At 73.2% G+C, this 20,922-nt stretch carries 17 protein-coding genes; 3 read left to right on the forward strand and 14 right to left on the reverse strand.

The window, feature by feature from the left end; genetic code table 11:
• Positions 1–183 precede the first annotated feature (183 nt).
• The 6 genes from NQO67_RS38830 to NQO67_RS38855 form a co-directional block, all read right to left on the reverse strand.
• Positions 184–1,467 (reverse strand): geranylgeranyl reductase family protein, encoded by a 1,284-nt coding sequence (locus tag NQO67_RS38830; RefSeq protein ID WP_255955210.1) that lies wholly within the window; start codon positions 1,465–1,467, stop codon positions 184–186.
• Positions 1,468–1,614: 147 nt separating this feature from the next.
• Positions 1,615–3,186, reverse strand: a complete 1,572-nt coding sequence (locus tag NQO67_RS38835) for a zinc ribbon domain-containing protein (RefSeq protein WP_255955211.1) — start codon at positions 3,184–3,186, stop codon at positions 1,615–1,617.
• A 1,016-nt stretch (positions 3,187–4,202) separates the two neighbouring features.
• Positions 4,203–4,898 (reverse strand): demethylmenaquinone methyltransferase, encoded by a 696-nt coding sequence (locus NQO67_RS38840; RefSeq protein ID WP_255955212.1) that lies wholly within the window; start codon positions 4,896–4,898, stop codon positions 4,203–4,205.
• Positions 4,899–4,959: 61 nt separating this feature from the next.
• Complete coding sequence (gene mqnC, locus NQO67_RS38845) at positions 4,960–6,141, reverse strand: cyclic dehypoxanthinyl futalosine synthase (protein ID WP_255955234.1); 1,182 nt, start codon at positions 6,139–6,141, stop codon at positions 4,960–4,962.
• A 190-nt stretch (positions 6,142–6,331) separates the two neighbouring features.
• Positions 6,332–8,239 carry a serine/threonine-protein kinase gene (locus tag NQO67_RS38850; RefSeq protein ID WP_255955213.1) on the reverse strand — a complete coding sequence of 636 codons (1,908 nt, stop codon included), beginning with the start codon at positions 8,237–8,239 and terminating at the stop codon, positions 6,332–6,334.
• A gap of 536 nt (positions 8,240–8,775) precedes the next feature.
• Positions 8,776–9,588, reverse strand: a complete 813-nt coding sequence (locus NQO67_RS38855; RefSeq protein ID WP_255955235.1) for a menaquinone biosynthetic enzyme MqnA/MqnD family protein — start codon at positions 9,586–9,588, stop codon at positions 8,776–8,778.
• A gap of 477 nt (positions 9,589–10,065) precedes the next feature.
• Here NQO67_RS38855 and NQO67_RS38860 point away from each other — a divergent pair, with 477 nt between their 5' ends.
• A complete protein-coding gene (locus NQO67_RS38860; RefSeq protein ID WP_255955214.1) occupies positions 10,066–10,269 on the forward strand; it encodes a cold-shock protein in 204 nt (67 codons plus the stop codon).
• Positions 10,270–10,566: 297 nt separating this feature from the next.
• Here NQO67_RS38860 and NQO67_RS38865 read toward each other — a convergent pair whose 3' ends face one another.
• Positions 10,567–11,883, reverse strand: a complete 1,317-nt coding sequence (locus tag NQO67_RS38865) for an acetyl-CoA C-acetyltransferase (RefSeq protein WP_255955236.1) — start codon at positions 11,881–11,883, stop codon at positions 10,567–10,569.
• 241 nt (positions 11,884–12,124) lie between these two features.
• Between NQO67_RS38865 and NQO67_RS38870 the strand changes: the two genes are divergently transcribed.
• Together NQO67_RS38870 and NQO67_RS38875 are read left to right on the forward strand one after the other, a co-directional pair.
• The gene (locus NQO67_RS38870; RefSeq protein WP_255955215.1) at positions 12,125–13,528 is read left to right on the forward strand and encodes a 3-oxoacyl-ACP reductase; all 1,404 of its coding nucleotides are present in this window, start codon (positions 12,125–12,127) and stop codon (positions 13,526–13,528) included.
• 92 nt (positions 13,529–13,620) lie between these two features.
• Positions 13,621–14,487, forward strand: a complete 867-nt coding sequence (locus NQO67_RS38875; RefSeq protein WP_255955216.1) for a MaoC family dehydratase — start codon at positions 13,621–13,623, stop codon at positions 14,485–14,487.
• A 7-nt stretch (positions 14,488–14,494) separates the two neighbouring features.
• Here NQO67_RS38875 and NQO67_RS38880 read toward each other — a convergent pair whose 3' ends face one another.
• The 7 genes from NQO67_RS38880 to mqnP all read right to left on the reverse strand — a co-directional run bounded on the left by NQO67_RS38880 (position 14,495) and on the right by mqnP (position 20,679).
• Positions 14,495–15,127 carry a TetR/AcrR family transcriptional regulator gene (locus NQO67_RS38880; RefSeq protein ID WP_255955237.1) on the reverse strand — a complete coding sequence of 211 codons (633 nt, stop codon included), beginning with the start codon at positions 15,125–15,127 and terminating at the stop codon, positions 14,495–14,497.
• Between the two features lie 318 nt (positions 15,128–15,445).
• A complete protein-coding gene (locus NQO67_RS38885) occupies positions 15,446–15,796 on the reverse strand; it encodes a DUF4229 domain-containing protein (protein WP_255955217.1) in 351 nt (116 codons plus the stop codon).
• A 258-nt stretch (positions 15,797–16,054) separates the two neighbouring features.
• Entirely contained in the window at positions 16,055–16,723 is a 669-nt protein-coding gene (locus tag NQO67_RS38890; RefSeq protein ID WP_255955218.1) for a UdgX family uracil-DNA binding protein, read from the reverse strand.
• Positions 16,724–16,845: 122 nt separating this feature from the next.
• A complete protein-coding gene (locus NQO67_RS38895; protein ID WP_255955219.1) occupies positions 16,846–18,033 on the reverse strand; it encodes an aminofutalosine synthase MqnE in 1,188 nt (395 codons plus the stop codon).
• 147 nt (positions 18,034–18,180) lie between these two features.
• The gene (locus NQO67_RS38900) at positions 18,181–18,636 is read right to left on the reverse strand and encodes an Lrp/AsnC family transcriptional regulator (RefSeq protein ID WP_255955220.1); all 456 of its coding nucleotides are present in this window, start codon (positions 18,634–18,636) and stop codon (positions 18,181–18,183) included.
• 282 nt (positions 18,637–18,918) lie between these two features.
• Entirely contained in the window at positions 18,919–19,575 is a 657-nt protein-coding gene (locus tag NQO67_RS38905; RefSeq protein ID WP_255955238.1) for a UbiX family flavin prenyltransferase, read from the reverse strand.
• A gap of 183 nt (positions 19,576–19,758) precedes the next feature.
• The gene (mqnP, locus tag NQO67_RS38910) at positions 19,759–20,679 is read right to left on the reverse strand and encodes a menaquinone biosynthesis prenyltransferase MqnP (protein WP_255955221.1); all 921 of its coding nucleotides are present in this window, start codon (positions 20,677–20,679) and stop codon (positions 19,759–19,761) included.
• Between the last annotated feature and the right edge of the window lie 243 nt (positions 20,680–20,922).

Raw genomic sequence — 20,922 nt, forward strand, 5'->3', positions numbered from 1 at the left:
CGCGTCACCAATCGACGGGGAAAGCCTGGGAAGACGGGATAAGCGGGATAAGCCGGGAAGGCAGGGGAAGGCCGGCCATCAGACAGGCGCAGGCCGCTCGCCGGTTGACCGTGACGGTTGACGGGCAACCGGCGAGCGCGATGCGGAAGGGGCGGGCGCGGGCGGGCGGGGCGCGGCCGTGCGTCAGGCCTTGGGGGCGATCTTCGTCAGGCCGTTGATGATGCGGTCCATCGCGTCGCCGCCCTTGGGGTCGGTGAGGTTGGCGAGCATCTTCAGGGTGAACTTCATCAGCAGCGGGTGGGTCAGGCCGTGCTGGGCGCCGATCTTCATGATCTTCGGGTTGCCGATCAGCTTCACGAAGACCCGGCCCAGCGTGTAGTAGCCGCCGTAGGTCTCCTTGAGGACCCGCGGGTAGTTGCGCAGGGCGAGCTCGCGCTGTGCGGAGGTGGCGCGGGCGTGCGCCTGCACGATGACGTCGGCCACGAGCTGGCCGGACTCCATGGCGTACGCGATGCCCTCGCCGTTGAACGGGTTGACCAGGCCGCCCGCGTCACCGACGAGCAACAGGCCCCGGGTGTAGTGCGGCTGGCGGTTGAAGGCCATGGGGAGCGCGGCGCCGCGGATCGGGCCCGTCATGTTCTCGGGCGTGTACCCCCAGTCCTCGGGCATCGACGCGCACCAGGTCTTCAGCACGTCGCGCCAGTCCAGCTCCTTGAACGCGGCCGAGGTGTTGAGCACGCCGAGGCCGACGTTGGACGTGCCGTCGCCCATGCCGAAGATCCAGCCGTAGCCGGGCAGCAGCCGCTCCTGCCCGCCGCGCCGGTCCCACAGTTCCAGCCAGGACTCCAGGTAGTCGTCCTCGTGCCGGGGCGAGGTGAAGTAGGTGCGCACCGCGACGCCCATCGGGCGGTCCTCGCGGCGGTGCAGGCCCATGGCGAGCGAGAGCCGGGTGGAGTTGCCGTCCGCGGCCACCACCAGCGGGGCGTGGAAGGTGGCCGGGGCCTTCTCCTCGCCCAGCTTGGCCTGCACACCGGTGATCCGGCGGGTGCGCTCGTCGATGATCGGGGCGGTGACGTTGCACCGCTCGTACAGCCGGGCGCCCGCCTTCTGCGCCTGGCGGGCCAGTTGCTCGTCGAAGTCGTCACGCTTGCGGACCAGGCCGTAGTCCGGGAACGAGGCGAGGTCCGGCCAGTCCAGTTCGAGCCGTACGCCGCCGCCGATGATCCGCAGGCCCTTGTTGCGCAGCCAGCCCGCCTCCTGCGAGACGTCGATGCCCATCCCGACGAGTTGCTTGACCGCACGCGGCGTGAGCCCGTCGCCGCAGACCTTCTCGCGCGGGAAGGCGGTCTTCTCCAGCAGCAGCACGTCCAGCCCGGCCTTGGCCAGGTGGTAGGCGGTGGTGGAACCGGCGGGTCCGGCCCCGACGACGATCACGTCGGCGGTGTGTTCGGAGCGGGGCTCGGTCACGGCGGGCTCTCCCCAGTCGTCAGTGGGTGTGCCGGACGGCACGGGACACCGGCAGTCTATGCGCGCGGTTCCTGGGGACGGTTCGGGGGCGCGTTGCTGGTGGGGGCACCGAGGGGCCCGGGGTCGGGGTGAGCGGGGTGCGGTGGGTCAGCTCGTGATGCGGAGCTGGTCGGGTCGGTCGGCGGCGTTGGTCGACGAAGCGGCCGGAGCCGGCTGGTCCTGGGCGGGGCGGCCGTGGTGGTCCTGCCAGAGCAGGATGCCGGCCGCCGCGCCCCCGCCGACCAGGAAGGCGGCGGCGAGGATGGCCACCCAGACGACCGCGCGACTGCGCGGCGCGGTACCGCCGTACGGCGGCGGGGCGGTGGGCGGAGTGCCCGACGCGGCGTCAGAGGGCGGCGCTGGGGCGGGGACGACGGGGTGGTTCGGGGGGACGGCGGCGGGGTTCCAGGCCGTCCCGGCTCCGGGAGCGGGGGCGTTGCCGGCCGCGGGGGCCGGCGGTGGCGGCCCGCCCGCCGGGGTGCCGCCGCCCGGGGTGCCGTGTCCCGACGCGCCGCGCAGATAGGGCGCGACGAAGACCGCGGCACCGAGCCAGAGCAGCCCGAACAACAGGGCGTCCGGCACGCTCAGTCCCGCGTCGATGCTGCCGCTGCCCCCGGAGTCGTACGCCGTGGCGCTGTCCGTGGCCTCGACGCCGAAGCCGCCGATCGCGGCGAGGGACAGGAAGAGGACGAAGAAGATGCCGGCGGCCAGCAGTTGACCGCCGCGGCCCGGGCTGCGCCGGGCGGCGAGCAGCGCCACCGTCAGCGCGCACACCAGGCCCAGCGCCAGTGCGCCCACCACCGCTCCGGAGCCCGCGGCGTCGGCGAGCCGGGAGAACCCGAACGACTCGGTCTCGTAGCTGCCCCCGCTCGCCGCGCTGCCCCCCGCGGTCGCCTTGAGCGGCGCGCCCCAGCCGAGGCCGAGCGCCGCCACGGCCAGGTTCGGAACCACCAGCAGGGCCGCCAGCAGCGGTGACACCCCGCTGCCGGTGAGGTCGAGCTGCTCGTCCAGGTCGTCGATCTGCGTGAGGGCGATGAACGCGGCGATCGAGCCCAGCACCAGCACCACGGCGAGCGCGCGCAACGCGGTGGACGTCGCGTGCAGCAGCGCGTACGCCGCCGGCCGGCCGCTCAGCCAGCGGGCCGCGTCGGCGTGGCACAGGACGGCCGCGGAGGCGACCAGGCTCAGCACCAGCGCGCCGAGCGCCGCGAGCACCGGCGAGGAGGAGACGGCGACACCGGCGACCGAGGGCTGCGCGAAGAGCGCGAGGAGGAGCACGCCGGCGGCGACCGACAGCGAGACCCTGACGGCTGCCTCAAGACCGGCGGTCGCCCCCGCGCCGGCCCCGGCACCGATGCCCGCGCCGGACCCGCCCGGCGCCGTCGCGGCGAGCGTGATACGGGTGCGGAGCCCGCGCAGGCCCAGGTAGAGGGCGCCGATCCACAGGAAGGTGACGGACAGCGGGACGAGGGAGATCGTCGTGGTGCCGACCGCGTCGGCGATGAGTCCGGAGTCCGCGTCGGTGACGTCGCCGGCGTGCAGCGTGAGGCCGCCGCCGACGCCCTTCAGCAACACCGCGAGGATGATGCGCACCCGGTCGGCGAAGTCCACGACGACGGCGTCCGACGGCTGCCCGTACCGCGGGATGGCCAGCCCCAAAGCGGCCACCAGCAGGAACACGACCGGCCACAGCGCCGCCTTGACGGAGCCCGCCCAGGGGCCCCCGAACGCCCGCCCGAGGAACGCCCCGACCGGGGAGGGCGGCCCCGGCGGCGACCATCCGGCGGGGGCCTGCGGAACGGGAGCTCCGGGCGGGGACCATGGCGCCGGAGCCGCCGGAAGGGGCGCTCCAGGCGGCGTCGACGGTCCCGGGGGCGCCGCGGCGGGTGCCGACGGCGGCGTGGCGGGCGAGAGGGGAAGCGGTCCGGCGGCCGGCGGTTGCGCGGGTGGCGTGGGTCCGGGTGACGGCTCCGGTTGCCGGCCGGGTGCGCTGGCGGGCGGCGCGGGCGCGTGCCGCGGCGGTGGGAGCGGCGCATGGGCTGGAGACGGCGCCGGAGTGTGCGCGGGCGGCAGGGGCGGGTGCGGCGCGTGGCCCGGAGGTGGAGCGGCGGGCGCGCCCGCGGTGGGCGGCGTCTTCGGGGCGGCCGGAACGGCGCGCGGCTCGGACGACGGGGCGGGCACCCGCACGGGGCCCGCGTCCACGTCGGCGGCGGACTCGGGCGGCGGGGACGGCGAGGGCGACGGGGACGGCGATGATGGCGACGGTGACGGTGGCTGCGTGTGGCCCGCTGCCGTGGTCCCGGGCTCCGGGCCCGACTCCCCTTGCGGCTCCGGAGCCGACGCCGTATCGGGAGCCGACGCCGTATCGGGAGCCGACGCCGTATCGGCGGTCTCGGTCCTCTCCGGGGTCGTCGTCTCTCGGCCGCATCCCGTGCACAGGCGTGCCTGCCGAGGGATCTCGGTTCCGCAGTACGAGCAGTGCGACGCCATCGGTACGCTCCGTCATCCAGGGTCGTCCAGGAAGGGATCGCGGGCCGTACGGCACCACCTCTGCACCGGACCCCCGTCGCCGACAATGGACACATCTTGCCCGGCGGCGGTTCCGCGGGCGAGCGAAACCGCCGTCGACAGCGGTGGGGATGGCGATGGGGATGGCTGTGGCGAGGCGGAAACGAAGGTTGCGGAGGATTACGCGTTCACTCCGGCTTGAACCCCCGGTGCAGTGCCACGATCCCGCCCGTCAGGTTGCGCCACGCGACCCGTGACCAGCCCGCGCCGGCGAGGCGTCCGGCCAGCGCGGACTGGTCGGGCCAGGCGCGGATGGACTCGGCGAGGTACACGTACGCGTCGGGGTTGGAGGAGACGCCGCGTGCCACCGGCGGCAGCGCACGCATCAGGTACTCGGTGTAGACGGTGCGGAAGGGGGCCCAGGTCGGGTGGGAGAACTCGCAGATGACGACGCGCCCGCCGGGTGCGGTCACCCGGTACAGCTCGCGCAGCGCAGCGTCGGTGTCCTGGACGTTGCGCAGCCCGAAGGAGATCGTCACCGCGTCGAAGACGTCGTCGCGGAACGGCAGCCGCGTGGCGTCGCCGGCCGTGAACGGCAGCCAGGAGTGCCGCCGCTTGCCGACCTGGAGCATCCCGAGCGAGAAGTCGCACGGCACCACGTAGGCACCGGTGCGCGTGAACGGCAGCGAGGAGGTGGCCGTGCCGGCTGCCAGGTCGAGCACCTTCTGCGCGGGCCGGGCGTCCACCGCCTTCGCGACCTCCCGGCGCCACAACCGGGTCTGGCCCAGGGACAACACGTCGTTGGTGAGGTCGTAGCGTTCCGCCACGTCGTCGAACATAGAGGCGACTTCGTGCGGCTGCTTGTCCAGGGTTGCGCGGGTCACGGGCCCAGCATACGTATCGGGCATCCGTACCGGCCGACCGCACCCGGCACCCCGCACCGGCTCAGCGGGCGTCGACGAGCTTCAGCTCCGGATGGGCCGTGCCTCCGTCGATCGCCGTCGACGACAGGTGCGAGACGACGCGGTCGTCGACCGGGTCGTTCGCCGGGTCGTCGTGCACGACCAGGTGCTCGTACGTGGTGGAGCGCTGCGCCGGGACCCGGCCCGCCGAGCGGATCAGGTCGATGATCTCCATCCGGTTGGACCGGTGCCGGGCGCCCGCCGACGAGACGACGTTCTCCTCCAGCATGATCGAGCCGAGGTCGTCGGCGCCGTAGTGCAGCGAGAGCTGGCCGATCTCCTTGCCGGTGGTCAGCCAGGAGCCCTGGATGTGGGCGACGTTGTCGAGGAAGAGCCGCGCGATGGCGATCATGCGCAGGTACTCGAGGATGGTCGCCTGGGTGCGGCCCTTCAGGTGGTTGTTCTCGGGCTGGTAGGTGTACGGGATGAAGGCCCGGAAGCCGCCGGTGCGGTCCTGGACGTCGCGGATCATGCGCAGGTGCTCGATGCGCTCGGCGTTGGTCTCGCCGGTGCCCATGAGCATCGTCGTGGTGGACTCGACGCCGAGGCCGTGCGCGGTCTCCATGATCTCCAGCCACCGCTCGCCGGACTCCTTCAGCGGTGCGATCGCCTTGCGGGGGCGCGCGGGCAGCAGTTCCGCGCCGGCGCCCGCGAAGGAGTCGAGGCCGGCGTCGCGGATGCGCGTGACGGCCTCCTCGACCGTGACGCCGGAGATCCGGGCCATGTGCTCGACCTCGGATGCGCCGAGGGAGTGGATGACCAGCTGCGGGAACGCCTTCTTGATGGCCGCGAAGTGCTTCTCGTAGTACTCGACGCCGTAGTCCGGGTGGTGCCCGCCCTGGAACATGATCTGGGTGCCGCCCAGCTCCACGGTCTCCGCGCAGCGCCGCAGGATGTCGTCGAGGTCGCGGGTCCAGCCCTTCCCGACGTCCTTGGGCGCGGCGTAGAAGGCGCAGAACTTGCAGGCCGTCACGCAGACGTTGGTGTAGTTGATGTTCCGTTCGATGATGTACGTGGCGATGTGCTCGGTGCCGGCGTAGCGCCGCCTGCGGACGGCGTCGGCGGCGGAGCCCAGCGCGTGCAGCGGGGCGTCACGGTAGAGGACGAGCGCTTCCTCGGGCGTGATCCGCCCGCCGGCGGCGGCCCGGTCGAGCACGGCGGCGATGTCGACGTCGACCGGAGCGCCGCTCGGGCCGCCCTCCGGCGCCGTCGCGGAGACACCTGTGGAAGCGAAGTCGGCCTGCTCGGTCACGGGTGTCCCTTTCGTAAGGGTGTGGACTGACCGATCCAGCGTACGGCAGGCTCCCCGGCCGCGATCGGGCCCCCGGACCGCGCCGTCGGTCCCGCCGGTCCCGTCAGTCCGTCTTCGACAGCCGCGCCTTGGGGTCCCCCGCGGCGGGGTCGTCGGAGGTGTATTGGAGGTCGTCTCCGACCGGCTTCAGGTAGATCGTGTGCGCGGTCTGCGAGCAGTGCGAGCCGTTCGACGCGTCGCCCTTGCCGGTGGCCGTGATCCGGTCGTCCGCCACCTTCTTCAGGATCAGGTCGTCCTTGCAGACGCCGCCGAGCAGATCCGTCTGGGTGAGCGTCGCGAACCGCCCGCCGACCTTCCCCTTGTGGACGACGAGTTCGAAGGTGCCGTCGGGGATGCCGGCGGCGGTGGCGTCGCCCCGCCAGGTCCCGAAGTACGCCTTGGGGACGGCGCCGGCCTGCGGGGTGGGGCCGTCCGAACCGCCGTCCCCGGACGGGGTGGCCTCCCCCGTGTCACCGGCCGCGCCACCGGTCGAGGGCGGCTGGTTGCCGGTCGCGCCCCCGCCCCCGCCCGGCAGCAGGTCGAACACGAACACGGAGCCGACGGTCACCGCGGCCAGCGCGCCCGCGACCGCCAGCGCCACGGTGCAGCTCAGCCGGCGACCCCGGCCGGCCGCCGCCGACGCGGCCCCGGTCGTCGCCGACAGGCTGAGGGAGAGTCGGCCGGGCGGGTGGGAGCGCCCGTCCTCGTTCCCCTGCGGGCCCTTGCGGTCGTGGGGGCCGTTGCGGTCGTGCGGGCCCTTGCCGTCTTGGGGTATCTGCCGTCCGTCGTGGGGTGTCTGCTGTCCGTCGTGGGGGTTCTGCTGTCCGTACGACGGGTCGGGGGGCCCGAAGACCCCGAGGGACGGGCCGGGAGCCGGCGGCGGGGGCGTGCCGTCCGAGCCCGGGGCGGGCGGCTCGTGCCGTTTCCTTGCTGCCGCCGGGAGGCCCAGCGTCATGGTGGTGTCGGAGGACGCGGGCGGCCCTTCCGGGGGCGTGTCCGGCGCGGCGGCCTCCAGGTCCAGCAGGCGCACGGCGCTGCGTCCGACCTCGGTCACCAGGGGCGCGGGCAACCAGCCGGCGGCGACCAACCCGGCGGCGCCCTGGGGCGCCAACCGGTGGGCGAGTTGCTGTGGAGTGGGGCGTACGGCCGGGTCCTTCGCGAGACAGCGGGTCACGACGTCGAGCAGGTCCCCGGTCAGCCCGTCGAGTTCGGGTTCCTCGTGGACGACCTTGTACAGCAGTGCGGCGGAGGAGTCGCCCGGGAACGGCGGCCGTCCGGTCGCCGCGAACGCGAGGACGGCGCCCAGCGAGAAGATGTCCGCCGCGCCGGTGACGCCCTTGCCGACGATCTGCTCCGGCGCCATGTAGCCGGGCGAGCCGATGGAGGCACCGGTCGAGGTGAGCGAGGCGGTGCCGTCCGTCGCACGGGCGATGCCGAAGTCGATCAGCCGGGGCCCGTCCATGGTGAGCAGGACGTTCGACGGCTTCACATCACGGTGGACGAGGCCCAGGGAGTGCACGTGGGCCAGCGCTTCGGCGAGCGAGGCGCCGAGGACGCGCACGGAGGACTCGGGGAGCGGCGCCGGTGGGACCGGGACGATGCTTCGGGCCGGGTCCGCCCCGTCCCCCGGCTGCCCCGCGTCGGCCGCGCCGGACAGCGGGGTGACCGCTTCGGCGAGCGAGGGCCCGGCCACGTAGCCGGTGGCCACCCACGGCACGGACGCCTCGGGGTCGGCGTCCAGCACGGGTGCCGTCCAGTCGCCGCCGACCTGGCGTGCCGCCTCGACCTCGCGCCGGAAACGGGCCCTGAACTGCGCGTCGAGGGCGAAGTGCGGGTGGACGATCTTCACGGCGACGGTGCGACCGCCCGCGCTGCGTCCCAGATAGACCCGGCCCATACCGCCGGAGCCGAGTCGGCCGAGCAACCGGTACGGGCCGATGGCCCTGGGCTCATCCGCGTCGAGCGGCTGCATGGCGAACGACCCCTCCCCCTGACGGCGCGACCATCAGCCTAATCCCACGCCCCGACCCCTCGCAGGACGCCGCCAACCCGCGCAGGACGCAGGGGCGCATGACGTACCGTGCACGATGAGTCACCCAGGGCACGGGCTGGCAGGGTCGGACGGACGGGGCGCGGACCGGCGCCGGCGTTTGCCCGGCAGACGGTCGAAGTTCACCGGCAGCGGCCGGAATTCATTCCGGCCGCCGCAAACCGCCGCGATCCGCCCAGCGACCCCGGAAAATGTCAAGCATCAGGTCGGCATGTCCGCAGAAATTTCACCGGGCCCCGGCCGGGTCGCCGGCCCCGAAAACGCCGTGCAATGGTCTCGAAGGCTTTCGAAGCGACTCCGAATCGCTTGGAAAGCGACCCGGTGAAACCGGCGAAATCGGCCCCCGCCCAATTCCGTTTCCACGGCCGGGGCACGGCGCCGTGGCTCGGCCGGGGCTCCGACCGCGACATGGCCGGGGGCGCCGGCAGGACACCGCCGGGGCGCGGCAGAGCCGCAGGCTACGGCTTGAGCAGCTCGACGCGTACGTCCGCCGGGAAGCCGGTGGTCGGCCCGACGCGGCGGGCGAACTCGGTGACGCCCTCCAGTTGGGCCGCGCCGAAGCGGAAGTCCAGCGTGGTGAAGTAACGGGCCAGCACGTCCGCGTCGAAGACCTCCCAGCGGGAGGCCTGCTCGGCGAGCTTGTCGACCTCCTGCAGCGACAGGTCCCGGGAGTCCAGGAACGCGCCGTGCGCCTGGCGCACCATCTCGGGCTCGCGGGCCAGGTAGTCGCGGCGGGTGGCCCAGACGGCGAAGACGAACGGCAGTCCGGTCCATTCCTTCCACATCGCGCCCAGATCGTGCACGTCCAGGCCGAGGCGGGGACCGTCGTGCAGGTTGGCGCGGAGTGCGGCGTCGCCGATCAGCACCGCCGCGTCCGCCTCCTGCATCATCAGCCCGAGGTCGGGCGGGCACCGGTAGTAGTCGGGCTGCACCCCGTACCGCTCGGACAGCAGCAGTTGGGCCAGCCGCACGGAGGTGCGCGAGGTGGAGCCGAGGGCGACCCGGGCGCCGTCGAGCTGGTCGAGGGGGACCTGCGAGACGATCACGCAGGACATGACGGGGCCGTTGCAGCCGACCGCGAGGTCGGGGAAGGCGACCAGGTCGTCGGCGTTCTTGAGGAATTCGACGAGGGTGACCGGGGCGATGTCGAGATCGCCTCTCACCAGCTGCTCGCTGAGCTTCTCCGGGGTGTCCTTCGTGAGCTCGAGATCGAGGAGCGTCCCCGTACGTGCCAGCCCCCAATACAGGGGAAGGCAGTTCAGGAACTGGATATGACCGACGCGCGGCCTGGTGCGTTGCGGGCCGGGGCGCTGGTCGCCGCCCGGGCCGGTGACTGAATCCGCGGGAGAATTGTCCACATCGCGAGACTAGACCCCGACCTGCGCGCCACCGCCACCAGGGGGCCGGGGGCGCCCGCACGGCCACCCGGGAGCCGTGCCGGGATCACCCGACTGCCGTCGGTGAAGGTGGGCCCACCGGGCAGTGGATCTTCCCGGATGAAGATCCAAGACGAAGATCGTGTCAACATCTTCTGAAGCACTTCCGGCGACCGGGTGAAGTGATCTTTCCCTCTATCGCTTTCGGGGGGCACCATGCTAGGCTCACAGCCAAGTTGCAGTTTGGTTTCCCTTGCAGTACAGAGCCTGCGGAGCATGTGACCCGCAGGCTTTCGTCGTTTTCAGACTTATGCAGTTGCTTACAACAGCGAGGTTCTGGAGCAGGGCAACCCTTTGGCCCAAGGAGGGCTTATGGCTACCGGAACCGTTAAGTGGTTCAACGCCGAAAAGGGCTTTGGCTTCATTGCCCAGGAAGGCGGCGGCCCCGACGTCTTCGTCCACTACTCCGCGATCAACGCGACCGGATTCCGTTCCCTCGAGGAGAACCAGTCCGTGAGCTTTGACGTCACCCAGGGCCCCAAGGGCCCGCAGGCGGAGAACGTCACCCCGATCTAGTCGGACCTGGAGCCGGGGGCTACGCGGTCACCCCACTTCCGTAGTCGGGTTTCCGCGTTCGCCGGGATCACGTCTATCCAGACATTCCAGAACTGAAGCACCACCCAAGGAGCCCCGTGCAGCGCACGGGGCTCCTGCCGCATCCACACCACCGGCCGGTGGTCCGGATGCGACAGCGACGGCCCCCTGAGGTCGGTGACGACCCGCGGCCATCGTCGTGGCCGTTCGCGCAGTTCCCCGCGCCCCTTCAGGTGCGTCCGAGCGCCCTCGACCCCGGCCCGGCGCACACGCCGTCCGTCACGGGCGTTCCAGGATCGCCGTCACGCCCTGGCCGCCCGCCGCACAGATCGAGATCAGGCCACGGCCGGGGGCGTCGCGTTCGGCGAGGAGTTGGGACAGGGTGGCCACGATGCGTGCCCCGGTCGCGGCGAACGGGTGCCCCGTGGCCAGCGAGGAGCCCGCGACGTTCAGCCGGTCCCGGTCCACCGGGGCCAGGCCCTGCTTCTCCCAGGCCGCCAGCGTGGCGAGCACCTGAGACGCGAACGCCTCGTGGATCTCCACGAAGTCGAAGTCCTCGATGCCGAGCCCGGCCCGCCGGAGCATCCGCGGCACCGCGTACGCGGGCGCCATCAGCAGCCCGTCGGTGCCACCGGCGACGTCCCCGCCGACGAAGTCGACGGCCGCGGTCTCGTAGGTGGTGAGGTAGGCGAGCGGGGTCAGGCCGCGCGCCGCCGCCCACTCCTCGCCGGCCAGCAGCACCGTCGCGGCACCGTCGGTGAGCGGGGTGGAGTTCCCGGCGGTCATGGTCGCGCCCGGCTCGCGGGTGCCGAACACCGGCTTCAGCGCGGCCAGTTTCTCCGCCGTCGAGTCCGGCCGCAGGTTCTGGTCCCGTTCCAGGCCGCGGAACGGCACCACCAGTTCCCGCAGGAAGCCCCTGTCGTACGCCGCCGCCAGCCGCTGGTGGCTGGCGGCCGCGAGCTCGTCCTGCGCCGCACGCGTGATGCCCCACGCGCGGGCGGTGACCGCGGCGTGCTCGCCCATGGACAGCCGGGTCCGGGGCTCGGCGTTGCGCGGGATGTCCGGGACGAGGTGCCGGGGCCGGATACGGGAGAGCGCCGCAAGGCGGGCGCCGGTGGACTTCGCACGGCGCGCGTCGAGCAGGATGCGCCGCAGTTCGTCGTTGACACCGAGCGGGGCGTCGCTCGCGGTGTCGACACCGCCCGCGATCGCCGAGTCGAGCTGGCCGAGCATGATCTTGTTGGCGGCGGCGATGACCGCCTGGAGGCCGGTGCCGCAGGCCTGCTGGACGTCGCACGCGGGCGTGCGCGGATCGAGCCGCGAACCGAGCACGGTCTCGCGTGCAAGGTTGAAGTCACGGCTGTGCTTGAGGACGGCTCCCGCGACGAACTCGCCGACCGGCGGACCGTCCTGACCGTCCGACCGGTGTCCGTCGGCGGCCGGTCCGGCGAGCCCGAAACGTTCGACCAGCGCGTCCAGCGCCGCGGTCAGCATCTCCTGGTTCGACGCGGTCGCATACGGGCCGTCCGAGCGGGCGAACGGGATGCGGCAGCCGCCGATGACCGCCACACGACGCGCCCGCAGCGGCTCCGCCATCGGCGGACGGGGGGATGCGGGGGCGTCCCGGTCGTCGGGCGCGTTCGGGGACGGGGACGGGGACTGCGGTGGACCGGCGGGGCTCATCTCGACCTGCTCCTGACTCGTCTGGACGACGTGATCCGACAGTCGGTCGCCGCACCGCTCGCCGCCCTGTTCCGTTTCTCTCGACGCGTATCTGACTCTTGAGTAACCTTACTCTCTAGTAAATTACCCGGGAACTGGGAGCTGGGAGCTGGACATGGCCGATCGTTACCTGACCTTCGCGGGCACCGCGCCCGGCCGGTTTCTCACCCGGCGGCTCGGCCTGCCCCGACCCGCGCCACTGCGCCGTCACACCGCCCCGGGCAGCACGCTCGGCGGCCCGCTGCTGCACCTGACCGCGGGAAAGCCGGCCGGGCACGGCCCCGGCACCTCGCTCGCCGAAGTGCTGGCCCGCACCGGTCTGTCGGTGCGCGAGGGCGGCGCGGCCGGCGCCCCCGGCGCGCCGGCCGGTCCCGGCGGCGCGAGCGGTGAGCGCCCCGCGGCGATCGTCCTGGACGCCCGCGGCGTCACGGATGTCGCGGCGCTCGCCGAGGTCCACGCCGCGCTCCACCCGGTCGTGCGCTCGGTCGCCGAGAGCGGGCGCGTGGTGGTGCTCGGCGCGCCGCTCGACCCTGCCGACCACCACCAGTGCGCCGCCCAGCAGGCTCTCGAAGGGCTCGTGCGCTCCCTGGGCAAGGAGATCGGCGGTGGCCGCACGGCCACCCTGGTACGGACGGCGGGGTCGGCGGAGGGCAACGCGGCCGCCGAGTCGACCCTGCGGTTCTTCCTCTCACCGAAGTCGGCTTACGTCAGCGGGCAGGTGATCGAGATCGACGGCGACGCGGCGGACGGCGCACCCGAGCCGGTGGACGAGGCCGATCCCCAGCTGCCGTTGGCCGGTCGGACCGCCCTGGTCACCGGTGCCGCGCGCGGTATCGGAGAGTCGATCGCCGCGACCCTCGCCCGGGACGGCGCGCGGGTCGTCTGCCTGGACGTGCCGGCCGCACGGGACGACCTGACCGCGGTCGCCGACCGGCTCGGCGGCAGCGCGCTCCCGCTCGACATCACGGCGGACGACGCGGGCGAGCAGATCGCCGCCGCACTCCCGGACGGCGGCCTGGACATCCTCGTCCAGAACGCCGGCATCACACGCGACCGTCGCCTCGCGAACATGCCGGCCGACCGCTGGGCCGCCGTCCTCGACGTCAACCTCGCCGCCGTGCTGCGCACCTCGGACGCCCTGCTGGCCTCCGGTGCGCTGCGCCGTGGCGGCCGGATCGTGGCCACCTCGTCCATGAGCGGCATCGCCGGCAACGTCGGCCAGACCAACTACGCGGCGAGCAAGGCGGGCGTCATCGGCCTGGTACGCGGCCTGGCACCGCGCGCACGCGCCGAGCACGGCGTGACGGTGAACGCGGTGGCGCCCGGCTTCATCGAGACCCGGATGACGGCGGCGATGCCGCTCTTCCCCCGTGAGGTGGGCCGGCGGATGAACTCGCTCGGGCAGGGCGGTCTTCCCGTGGACGTCGCCGAAACGGTGGCCTGGCTCGCACAGCCCGCGTCCTGGGCGGTGAACGGGCAGGTCGTGCGGGTGTGCGGGCAGAGCCTGCTGGGCGCTTGAGGCAGGGCGCCGACGCGTCCGCCACGGGCGCGTCGGCCGCGACACGCAGGGGACCCCGGGCCGTCCGCCCGGGGCCTGGACAGGGAGTTGGCATGTCGTCATCCACACTCGTTCCGCATCTGCTCCGGGGCGCGGCGCTGTCGCCGTTCAAGCGGCCACGGGCGGATGCGTCGCTGCCCGACCGGCGGGTGGTCGTCCCCGGGCTGCGGGTGGACCGCCGGCGGCTGGCCGCGTACGCGGCGGTGTGCGGGTTCGACGCGCCGGACGCGGCCGGCGCCGCACTGCCGGTGACGTATCCGCATGTGCTCGGGTTTCCGTCGACGATGCGCCTGATGTCCGGCTGGGACTTCCCGCTGCCGGTGCTCGGTCTGGTGCACACGGCGATCGAGATCCGCCAGCTACGGGAGCTGCGCACGGACGCGGAGTACGAACTCACCGTGCACGCGGCGGAGCTGACCCCGCACCGGCGCGGCACCGAGGCACGCATCGTGACCCGGGTGCGCACGGCCGGGGAGACGGTGTGGGAATCGGACAGCAGCTATCTGGCCCGGCACGCCACCCGGTCACCGGGCTCGCCCGATGCCGCGGCGGATACCGGAGGCGGGACGGACGGGGCGGCCCGCGCGCTTCCGGTGCGTGCCGAGTGGCGGCTCGGCGGGGACCTGGGCCGGCGCTACGGTGCGGCGTCCGGGGACCGGAACCCGATCCACCTCTATCCGCTGACCGCCCGCCTGTTCGGCTTTCCGCGGGCCATCGTGCACGGCATGTGGAGCGTCGGGCGGTGCCTCGCGGAGTACGGCGTGCAGGGGCCCGTGGAGGTGACGGCCGCGTTCCGCAAGCCGGTCCTGCTGCCGGGGACGGTGCACTACGCGGCCGAGGGCCCGGCCTTCGCGCTGCGCGGTGGCCCGGACGGCGAACGCGTGCACCTCACGGGCGAGGTACGGCCGCTGGCGGAGTAGACGCCTTTTACGGATGCAGGGCCGACGCCGACGGCGACCACCGGCGGCCGTCCATCAGGTTGCCCAGGCCCGCCCATGCGACGTTCATCAAGGTGGTCGCGGCCTGCTGTGCGGAGACGGCCGGGTCCGTGTTCGCCCAGGCCGCGAGGGATTCGGCGGCGCCGACCAGGGCCTCGGCCAGCCCGGCGACCTCCCGGTCGGCCAGTTCCGGGGTGCCGTGCGCCTCACGGGCGGCGACCACGATCAGCTCCGTCACGAAGGCGACGATCTCCGCGCGCAGGGCGGTGACCTCAGCCAGGAACGGCTCGCCGCCGGTGCGTGCGTGACGGTGCAGGATCGCCCAGCCGTCCTGGTGCTCGGCGGTGTGCGTGAAGAACGCCAGCAGTCCCGCCCACAGCTGGCGGTCGGCGGGCAGCTCCCGATCGGCGCCCACGCGCACCGCGTCGACGAGCGCGGTCGCCTCACGCCGGATGCACGCCGAGAAGAGGCTCTCCTTGGAGTTCAGGTAGAGGTAGACCAAGGGCTTGGAGACGCCCGCCAGCTCGGCGATCTCGTCCATGGAGGCGGACCGGTAGCCGCGGCTCCCGAAGATGCGCACGGCGGCGTCGAGCATCTGGGCCTCGCGTACCGCGCGGGGCATCCGCTTGGCGCGCCCTGCCGAGCCGCCCGGCGTCGTCTGCTGACCGGCCTCCCCGACGTTCACCACGCTCACCCGGTTCTCCTCCGCCCTTGCCGCCCGATGGGTACGGTTCCGTACCCCGCAAGCGTACGGGCCTTTGGCATGGACCACGCCATGTCCACGCGCCTGGACGCTCCTGACCCGGACACCGAGGACGGCATGCGGGGCGCCGAGGAGGAGGGAGGGGAGGCAGGAGGAGAGACGAGGGGGGAAGGAGAGACGAGGGGAGGGAGGTGGCGGCTCCGGGGCCCCCGCGTCGTGGCCCCCCGGCCCGCGCCCTTACGCCCCCTGGGTGCTCTGCGTCCCCTGCGGTGCCCGTGCGCTCCGCGCGCGCGTCGCCTCGTCGGCCTCACGCGCCGCGTCGTCCGCGTCGTCCTCCTGGCTGGCGCTGCGCTCGAAGCCGGCCCTGGCGCGGTCCACGCGGGCCACGATGTGCGCGGAGGCGCGGTCGCGCTCCTTGCGCAGCACCACGAAGCTGATGGGCGCGGAGATCACGAGGGCGAGCAGCGCGATCCAGAGGTAGTTGGAACCGCCGAGGCCGCGCGGCACGATCCCGGTGGAGACGAGGCCCCAGACGACAAGGAGGCAGCCTGCGAAGATCCCGAGGCGCTTCAACGTGTAGCGGAGCATGTCAACCGACTTCCGTTCCGAATGTCCGTTCCGTCCTGATCCGATCCGGAGCATGCACACACATCCAGGCGTCCAGGGCGTCCGTATGACCCGTACACCCCGTTTGCCATATGGCCGAAATATTCCGAATCGGGCAATGCCTGGGAATCGGGCACCGCCTGTCCAGTGAAGCACGCCGGGCGCACACCGCCGAAAGCGGGTTCACGCCCCCTGGGCCCGGCGCCCGAGCGGCTGAAACTGCCCCAGAGGCGCCCCAGGTCACCCCAGCACCCGGGCGGCCACCTTCAGATCGTCGACCAGGCCCGCGTAAGCCGTCGCACGGTCGGCCTCGTCCGCACGCAGCACCGCGGACGGGTGGATCGTCGCCACGACCTGCTCGCAGCGCCCGTGGACGTCCTCCTCCAGCACGGTCCCGCGCTGTCTGGTCACCCGGAACGACGAGCCCAGCAGCGCCTTGCCCGCCGTGGCCCCGAGCGTGACCACCACATCGGGCTCGACGAGGGCCAGCTCGGCGGCGAGCCAGGGGCCGCAGGCGGTCATCTCGCGCAGCGTGGGTGCCTTGTGGATGCGCCGCTTCCCGCGCGCCGGGTTCTGGGTGAACTTGAAGTGCTTGACGGCGTTCGTGGCGTACGTCTCGGCGGGGTCGATGCCCGCCTCGTCGAGGGCGCGGTCGAGGACCCGGCCGGCCGGGCCGACGAACGGCCTGCCTTGCCGGTCCTCCTGGTCGCCCGGCTGTTCACCGACGAGCAGCACCCGGGCGCCGGTGTCACCGGCGCCGAAGACGGTCTGCGTGGCGTCGCGGTGCAGCGGGCAGCCGTGGCAGTCGGCGGCGGCCTTGCGCAGCGCGGCCAGACCGCCGCGCTGCGGAACGAAGGGCTCGGCGGTGTACGCGTCCTCCGACGCCGTGGGGGTCCTGGCCGGGGTCATGGCCGGCGGGTACCCGTCGCCCAGGGCATCTCACCTGCCGCCCGTCGATCGCGCGACCGTCGCACGACAGGGCACCGGACGGCACCGGACGCACCCCGTGCCGGCCTCACCCCGTGCCGGCCTCACACCCGCATCGGCTGCGGCACGTCACGGCGGCCGGGGTCCGCGCCCTCGTACGCGCGGACCACCTCGTGCCGCGTGTCACGCGCCACCGGCCGCAGACCGGCGTCCCGGACCAGGTCCAGCAGGTCGTCCCGGGTCGGCGGGGCGGGCGTACCGGAGCCGTCCGGGTGCTGGCCGGTCGACTGCGGCTGCGGCTCCGGCTCCGGCTCCGGTTCCGCGAGGACCGGGCCGTCGATGTCGTCCGCGCCGTGCTGGAGCGCCAGCAGGACCGTGCGCTCGCCGTACGTCGCCCAGGAGACACCGACGTGCGGAACGTTGTCGAAGAGCAGCCGGGAGATCGCGAACGTCTTCAGCGCCTCGGCACCGCTGACCGGCCCCGTGCGCACTCCGGACGCTCCGGACGGGGCCGCGTCCCCCGCCTCGGTCGCGTCGGGCCGGTGACGGAGCGGCACGAAGACCTGGAAGCCGCCGGTCTCGTCCTGGAGCGCACGCAGCCGGAGGACGTGGTCGACGCGGTGCCGTGGCTCCTCGGTGTGGCCGTAACGCATCGTGCAGGGCGTCTTGAGGCCCTTGGCGTGCGCCAGGCGGTGGATGCGCGCGAAGTCCGCCCAGCCGACGGCGTCGTCGGCGCCCTGCCCGCCGGCCTCCGGGGCGAGGGAGGCCAGGCCCGCGTCGACGAGTGCGTCCAGGACGTCGGACGCGGGCAGTCCGGAGAGCCGCTCGAAGCCCTGGATGTCCGTCGCCGTGAACGCCGTCAACGTCAGCTGCGGCAGCGCCTCCTTGAGCGCCTTCAGCGCGCGCGGGTAGCACCCCCACGGCAGCGTCGGGTGCGGGCCCGCCTCGATGCGCAGCTCGGTGAGGCCCGCCGCCGACTCCCGGGCGCGCCGCACGGCCGCCTCGATGTGCGGCGCGTACGCGTCCGCTTCGCCCGGCTGGTCCTGGCTCCCGCCCGCCTCGCCCGCCGTGGAGCAGTACGCGCAGGGCGCCGTGCAGACGTCGGTCAGGCTCAGCCGGGTGCCCAGGGTGAAGGAGGCGGTGTCGCCGCTGCGGCGGGTGCGCACCTCGTGGGCCAGGCCGCCGAGCCAGGCCAGGTCGTCCGAGGCGTAGAGCGCGAGGCCGTCCTCACGGGACAGCCGCTCGCCACCGCGGACCTTCTCCTCAAGGGCCCGCTTCCGACCCGCGTCCATGCACCGACCGCCTTCTGCCTAGCTGCGGATGCCGCAGGCCGGGACGCTCCCGGCCGTGGGCTCTGAAGGGCCTGCCAGCCCCGTTCACCGTACGCCAGACCGGGCCCGCCGATCTTGGCGGGACCGGCCGGACGGGTCCGGACCTGCTCAGACCTGCTCGGGCAGTTCGCCGACCCGGTTCTCCCACTTGGTGGAGAGCACGATCGTGGTGCGGGTGCGCGAGACGCCCTTGGTGCCCGACAGCCGCCGGATGGTCTTCTCCAGGCCGTCCACGTCGCCGGCGCGCACCTTGAGCATGTACGAGTCGTCGCCCGCGATGAACCAGCAGTCCTCGATCTCGTCGAGCTCCCGGAGCCGGGTAGCGACCTCCTCGTGGTCGGTCGCGTCCGACAGGGAGATGCCGATCAGGGCGGTGACGCCGAGGCCGAGCGACGCGGCGTCGACGGTGGCGCGGTAACCGGTGATCACCCCCGCCGCCTCCAGGCGGTTGATGCGGTCCGTCACGCTGGGGCCGGAGAGACCGACGAGCCGCCCGAGTTCGGCGTAGGAGGCCCTGCCGTTCTCGCGCAGGGCCTGAATGAGCTGCCTGTCCACAGCGTCCATAGGTCCAGTGCCTTTCATCGTTCTCAAGTCCGGCCAGTATTTTTACGTCCAGAAGTCAAGGCATACAGCAGCGACAGCCTACGAACCCACGAGTCGCGCCGGAGTCCCCCCGACGGATGGGCCGGATGCGCGGCAGGTGGTACACCGGGCGCACACGGTGGTACAGGGTTCGCACGACATGCCCCGGACGGCTTGCGCCACGCCGGATTCCACGCCGGATTCCGCGCCGGATGCCTCGACGGGCTGGTGCATGCCCCCGGTGCCACGCCGGAGGCCGCCGCGTCAGTCACGCGGCGCAGCCCCGCCGCCGAGCTCTCCCTCCCAACGGCGGTACAGCCCGTGCGGCACCCCTGCGGCGTCCAGGGCCCGCCCGGCGACGAAGTCGACCAGGTCCTGGATGTGCGTGGCGCCCGCGTAGAACGCCGGTGCGGCCGGGAGCACGACGGCGCCCGCGTCGTCGAGGGTGACGAGGTGCCGCAACGTCTGCCCGTTCAGCGGGGTCTCGCGCACCGCGACCACCAGCCGGCGTCCCTCCTTGAGGGTCACGCTCGCCGCCCGCTGGAGCAGGTCCTTCGACAGGCCGAGCGCGACCCCGGCCACGCACGCCGTCGACGCGGGCACGATCAGCATGCCCTTGCTGCGGTACGAACCGGAGGACGGCCCCGCCGCCAGGTCGCCCGCGGTCCAGTGACGCACCCGCTCGATGCCGGCGGTCGTGAAGACGCCCGGCTTGCCGTCCGCACCGCGGGCCAGCCATTCCGCCAGGTCGGTGCGCCAGTGTGCGTCCCGGAACGCGATGCCGGTCTCGTCCAGCACCGTCAGCCGCGCCGCCCGCGAGACGATCAGGTCGACGCTCTCCCCCGCGTCCAGCAGGGCGCGTAGCACCGCGGCGGCGTACGGCGTGCCGGAGGCCCCGGACACACCCACCACCCAGGGCACCCGGTCCCCCGCCGCATCGGGCGCCGCGCGGGGCGGCCCCGACGGGCGCTGTCCAGGTACGTTGTCGTGCTCCACGAGGTCGAGCCTAGCGGCGCGGTGCGCCTTGGATTCGCTCAGGTGTGCTTGCGGCCGGCCGGGAGCCCCCCGGTGTGCGTGCCGGAGGCCGGCACGGATGCCGTCCGCTCACACCGTCAGACCGCGCACCAGAAGATCGAACAGGGCGCACGCGAACAGGGCGATCCCGATGAAACCGTTGACGGTGAAGAACGCCCGGTTCAGCCGGGACAGGTCGTGTGGCCGCACGATGGTGTGCTCGTAGAGGAAGGCGCCCGCGACCACCGCGAGGCCGACCCAGAAGAGCGGGCCCGCGTCGGTGACGAGCGCGAACCACAGGAAGAGCAGCATCGTCACGGCGTGGCAGGCGCGCGCGCCGTGCAGCGCGGCCGGGATGCCGAACCGGGCCGGCACCGACATCACACCGTGCGCCCGGTCCGCCTGGACGTCCTGGCAGCCGAAGATCAGGTCGAAACCGCCGATCCACACGCCCACCGCGAGTCCCAGCAGCACCGCCTGCCAGGACCAGCTGCCGGTGATGGCCAGCCAGGCGCCGATCGGGCCCATCGCCTGGGCGATGCCGAGGATGGCGTGCGGGAAGTTCGTGAACCGCTTGCCGTACGGGTACACCACCATCGGGATGACGGCGATGGGCGCGAGCGCCAGGCAGAGCGGGTTCAGCAGGGCGGCGGCGCCGAGGAACACCACGACGGCGACGAGCGCGCCGGCCCACGCCGAGCGCACGGTGACCGCGCCGGTGACCAGTTCGCGACCGGCGGTGCGCGGGTTACGGGCGTCGATCTCGCGGTCGATGATCCGGTTGCAGGCCATCGCGAAGGTGCGCAGGCCCACCATCGCGATGGTGACGAGCAGCAGCCGTCCCCAGTGGATGTTCCCGTCGAGCCGGAACATCGCGGTCAGCGCGGCGATGTACGCGAACGGCAGCGCGAACACGGAGTGTTCGATCATGACAAGACGCAGGAAGGCGCGGATCCTGCTGTCGGGGTGCGCCGGCCCGGGGCCGCCGAGGACTTCTCCCGCCGTGCTCACGAGCCGACCACCTCCGTGCTCCGGTAGGGCGCGCGGTGCGCGGTGCGAGAGCCAGGCACGTGCGACGTCCTTGTCTTTCGAAGCCACCCGGGCTGGATCCAACCCGGCTGGCGCAGATCGTGTGGAACCTGCTGATCGTGTGGGACCTGCTGATCGTGTGGAACCTGCTGGTCGTGGAGGACCTGCTGGTCGTGGAGGACCCGTCGGGTCGTCGCTGACCCGCGGGCGACGCGAGCGGGGCAT

The sequence above is a fragment of the Streptomyces odontomachi genome, from assembly GCF_024435355.1.
In the GTDB taxonomy this organism is placed as follows: Bacteria; Actinomycetota; Actinomycetes; order Streptomycetales; family Streptomycetaceae; genus Streptomyces; species Streptomyces odontomachi.

Excerpts from the sequence above, each read along its gene's own strand:
- NQO67_RS38895 (WP_255955219.1), bottom strand. The coding sequence starts at position 18,033 with ATGGACGCGGGTCGGAAGCGGGCCCTTGAGGAGAAGGTCCGCGGTGGC.
- NQO67_RS38900 (WP_255955220.1), bottom strand. The coding sequence starts at position 18,636 with ATGGACGCTGTGGACAGGCAGCTCATTCAGGCCCTGCGCGAGAACGGC.
- NQO67_RS38885 (WP_255955217.1), bottom strand. The coding sequence starts at position 15,796 with ATGCTCCGCTACACGTTGAAGCGCCTCGGGATCTTCGCAGGCTGCCTC.
- NQO67_RS38860 (WP_255955214.1), top strand. The coding sequence starts at position 10,066 with ATGGCTACCGGAACCGTTAAGTGGTTCAACGCCGAAAAGGGCTTTGGC.
- NQO67_RS38870 (WP_255955215.1), top strand. The coding sequence starts at position 12,125 with ATGGCCGATCGTTACCTGACCTTCGCGGGCACCGCGCCCGGCCGGTTT.
- NQO67_RS38850 (WP_255955213.1), bottom strand. The coding sequence starts at position 8,239 with ATGCAGCCGCTCGACGCGGATGAGCCCAGGGCCATCGGCCCGTACCGG.
- NQO67_RS38880 (WP_255955237.1), bottom strand. The coding sequence starts at position 15,127 with ATGCCCCGCGCGGTACGCGAGGCCCAGATGCTCGACGCCGCCGTGCGC.
- NQO67_RS38875 (WP_255955216.1), top strand. The coding sequence starts at position 13,621 with ATGTCGTCATCCACACTCGTTCCGCATCTGCTCCGGGGCGCGGCGCTG.
- NQO67_RS38865 (WP_255955236.1), bottom strand. The coding sequence starts at position 11,883 with ATGGCGGAGCCGCTGCGGGCGCGTCGTGTGGCGGTCATCGGCGGCTGC.
- NQO67_RS38890 (WP_255955218.1), bottom strand. The coding sequence starts at position 16,723 with ATGACCCCGGCCAGGACCCCCACGGCGTCGGAGGACGCGTACACCGCC.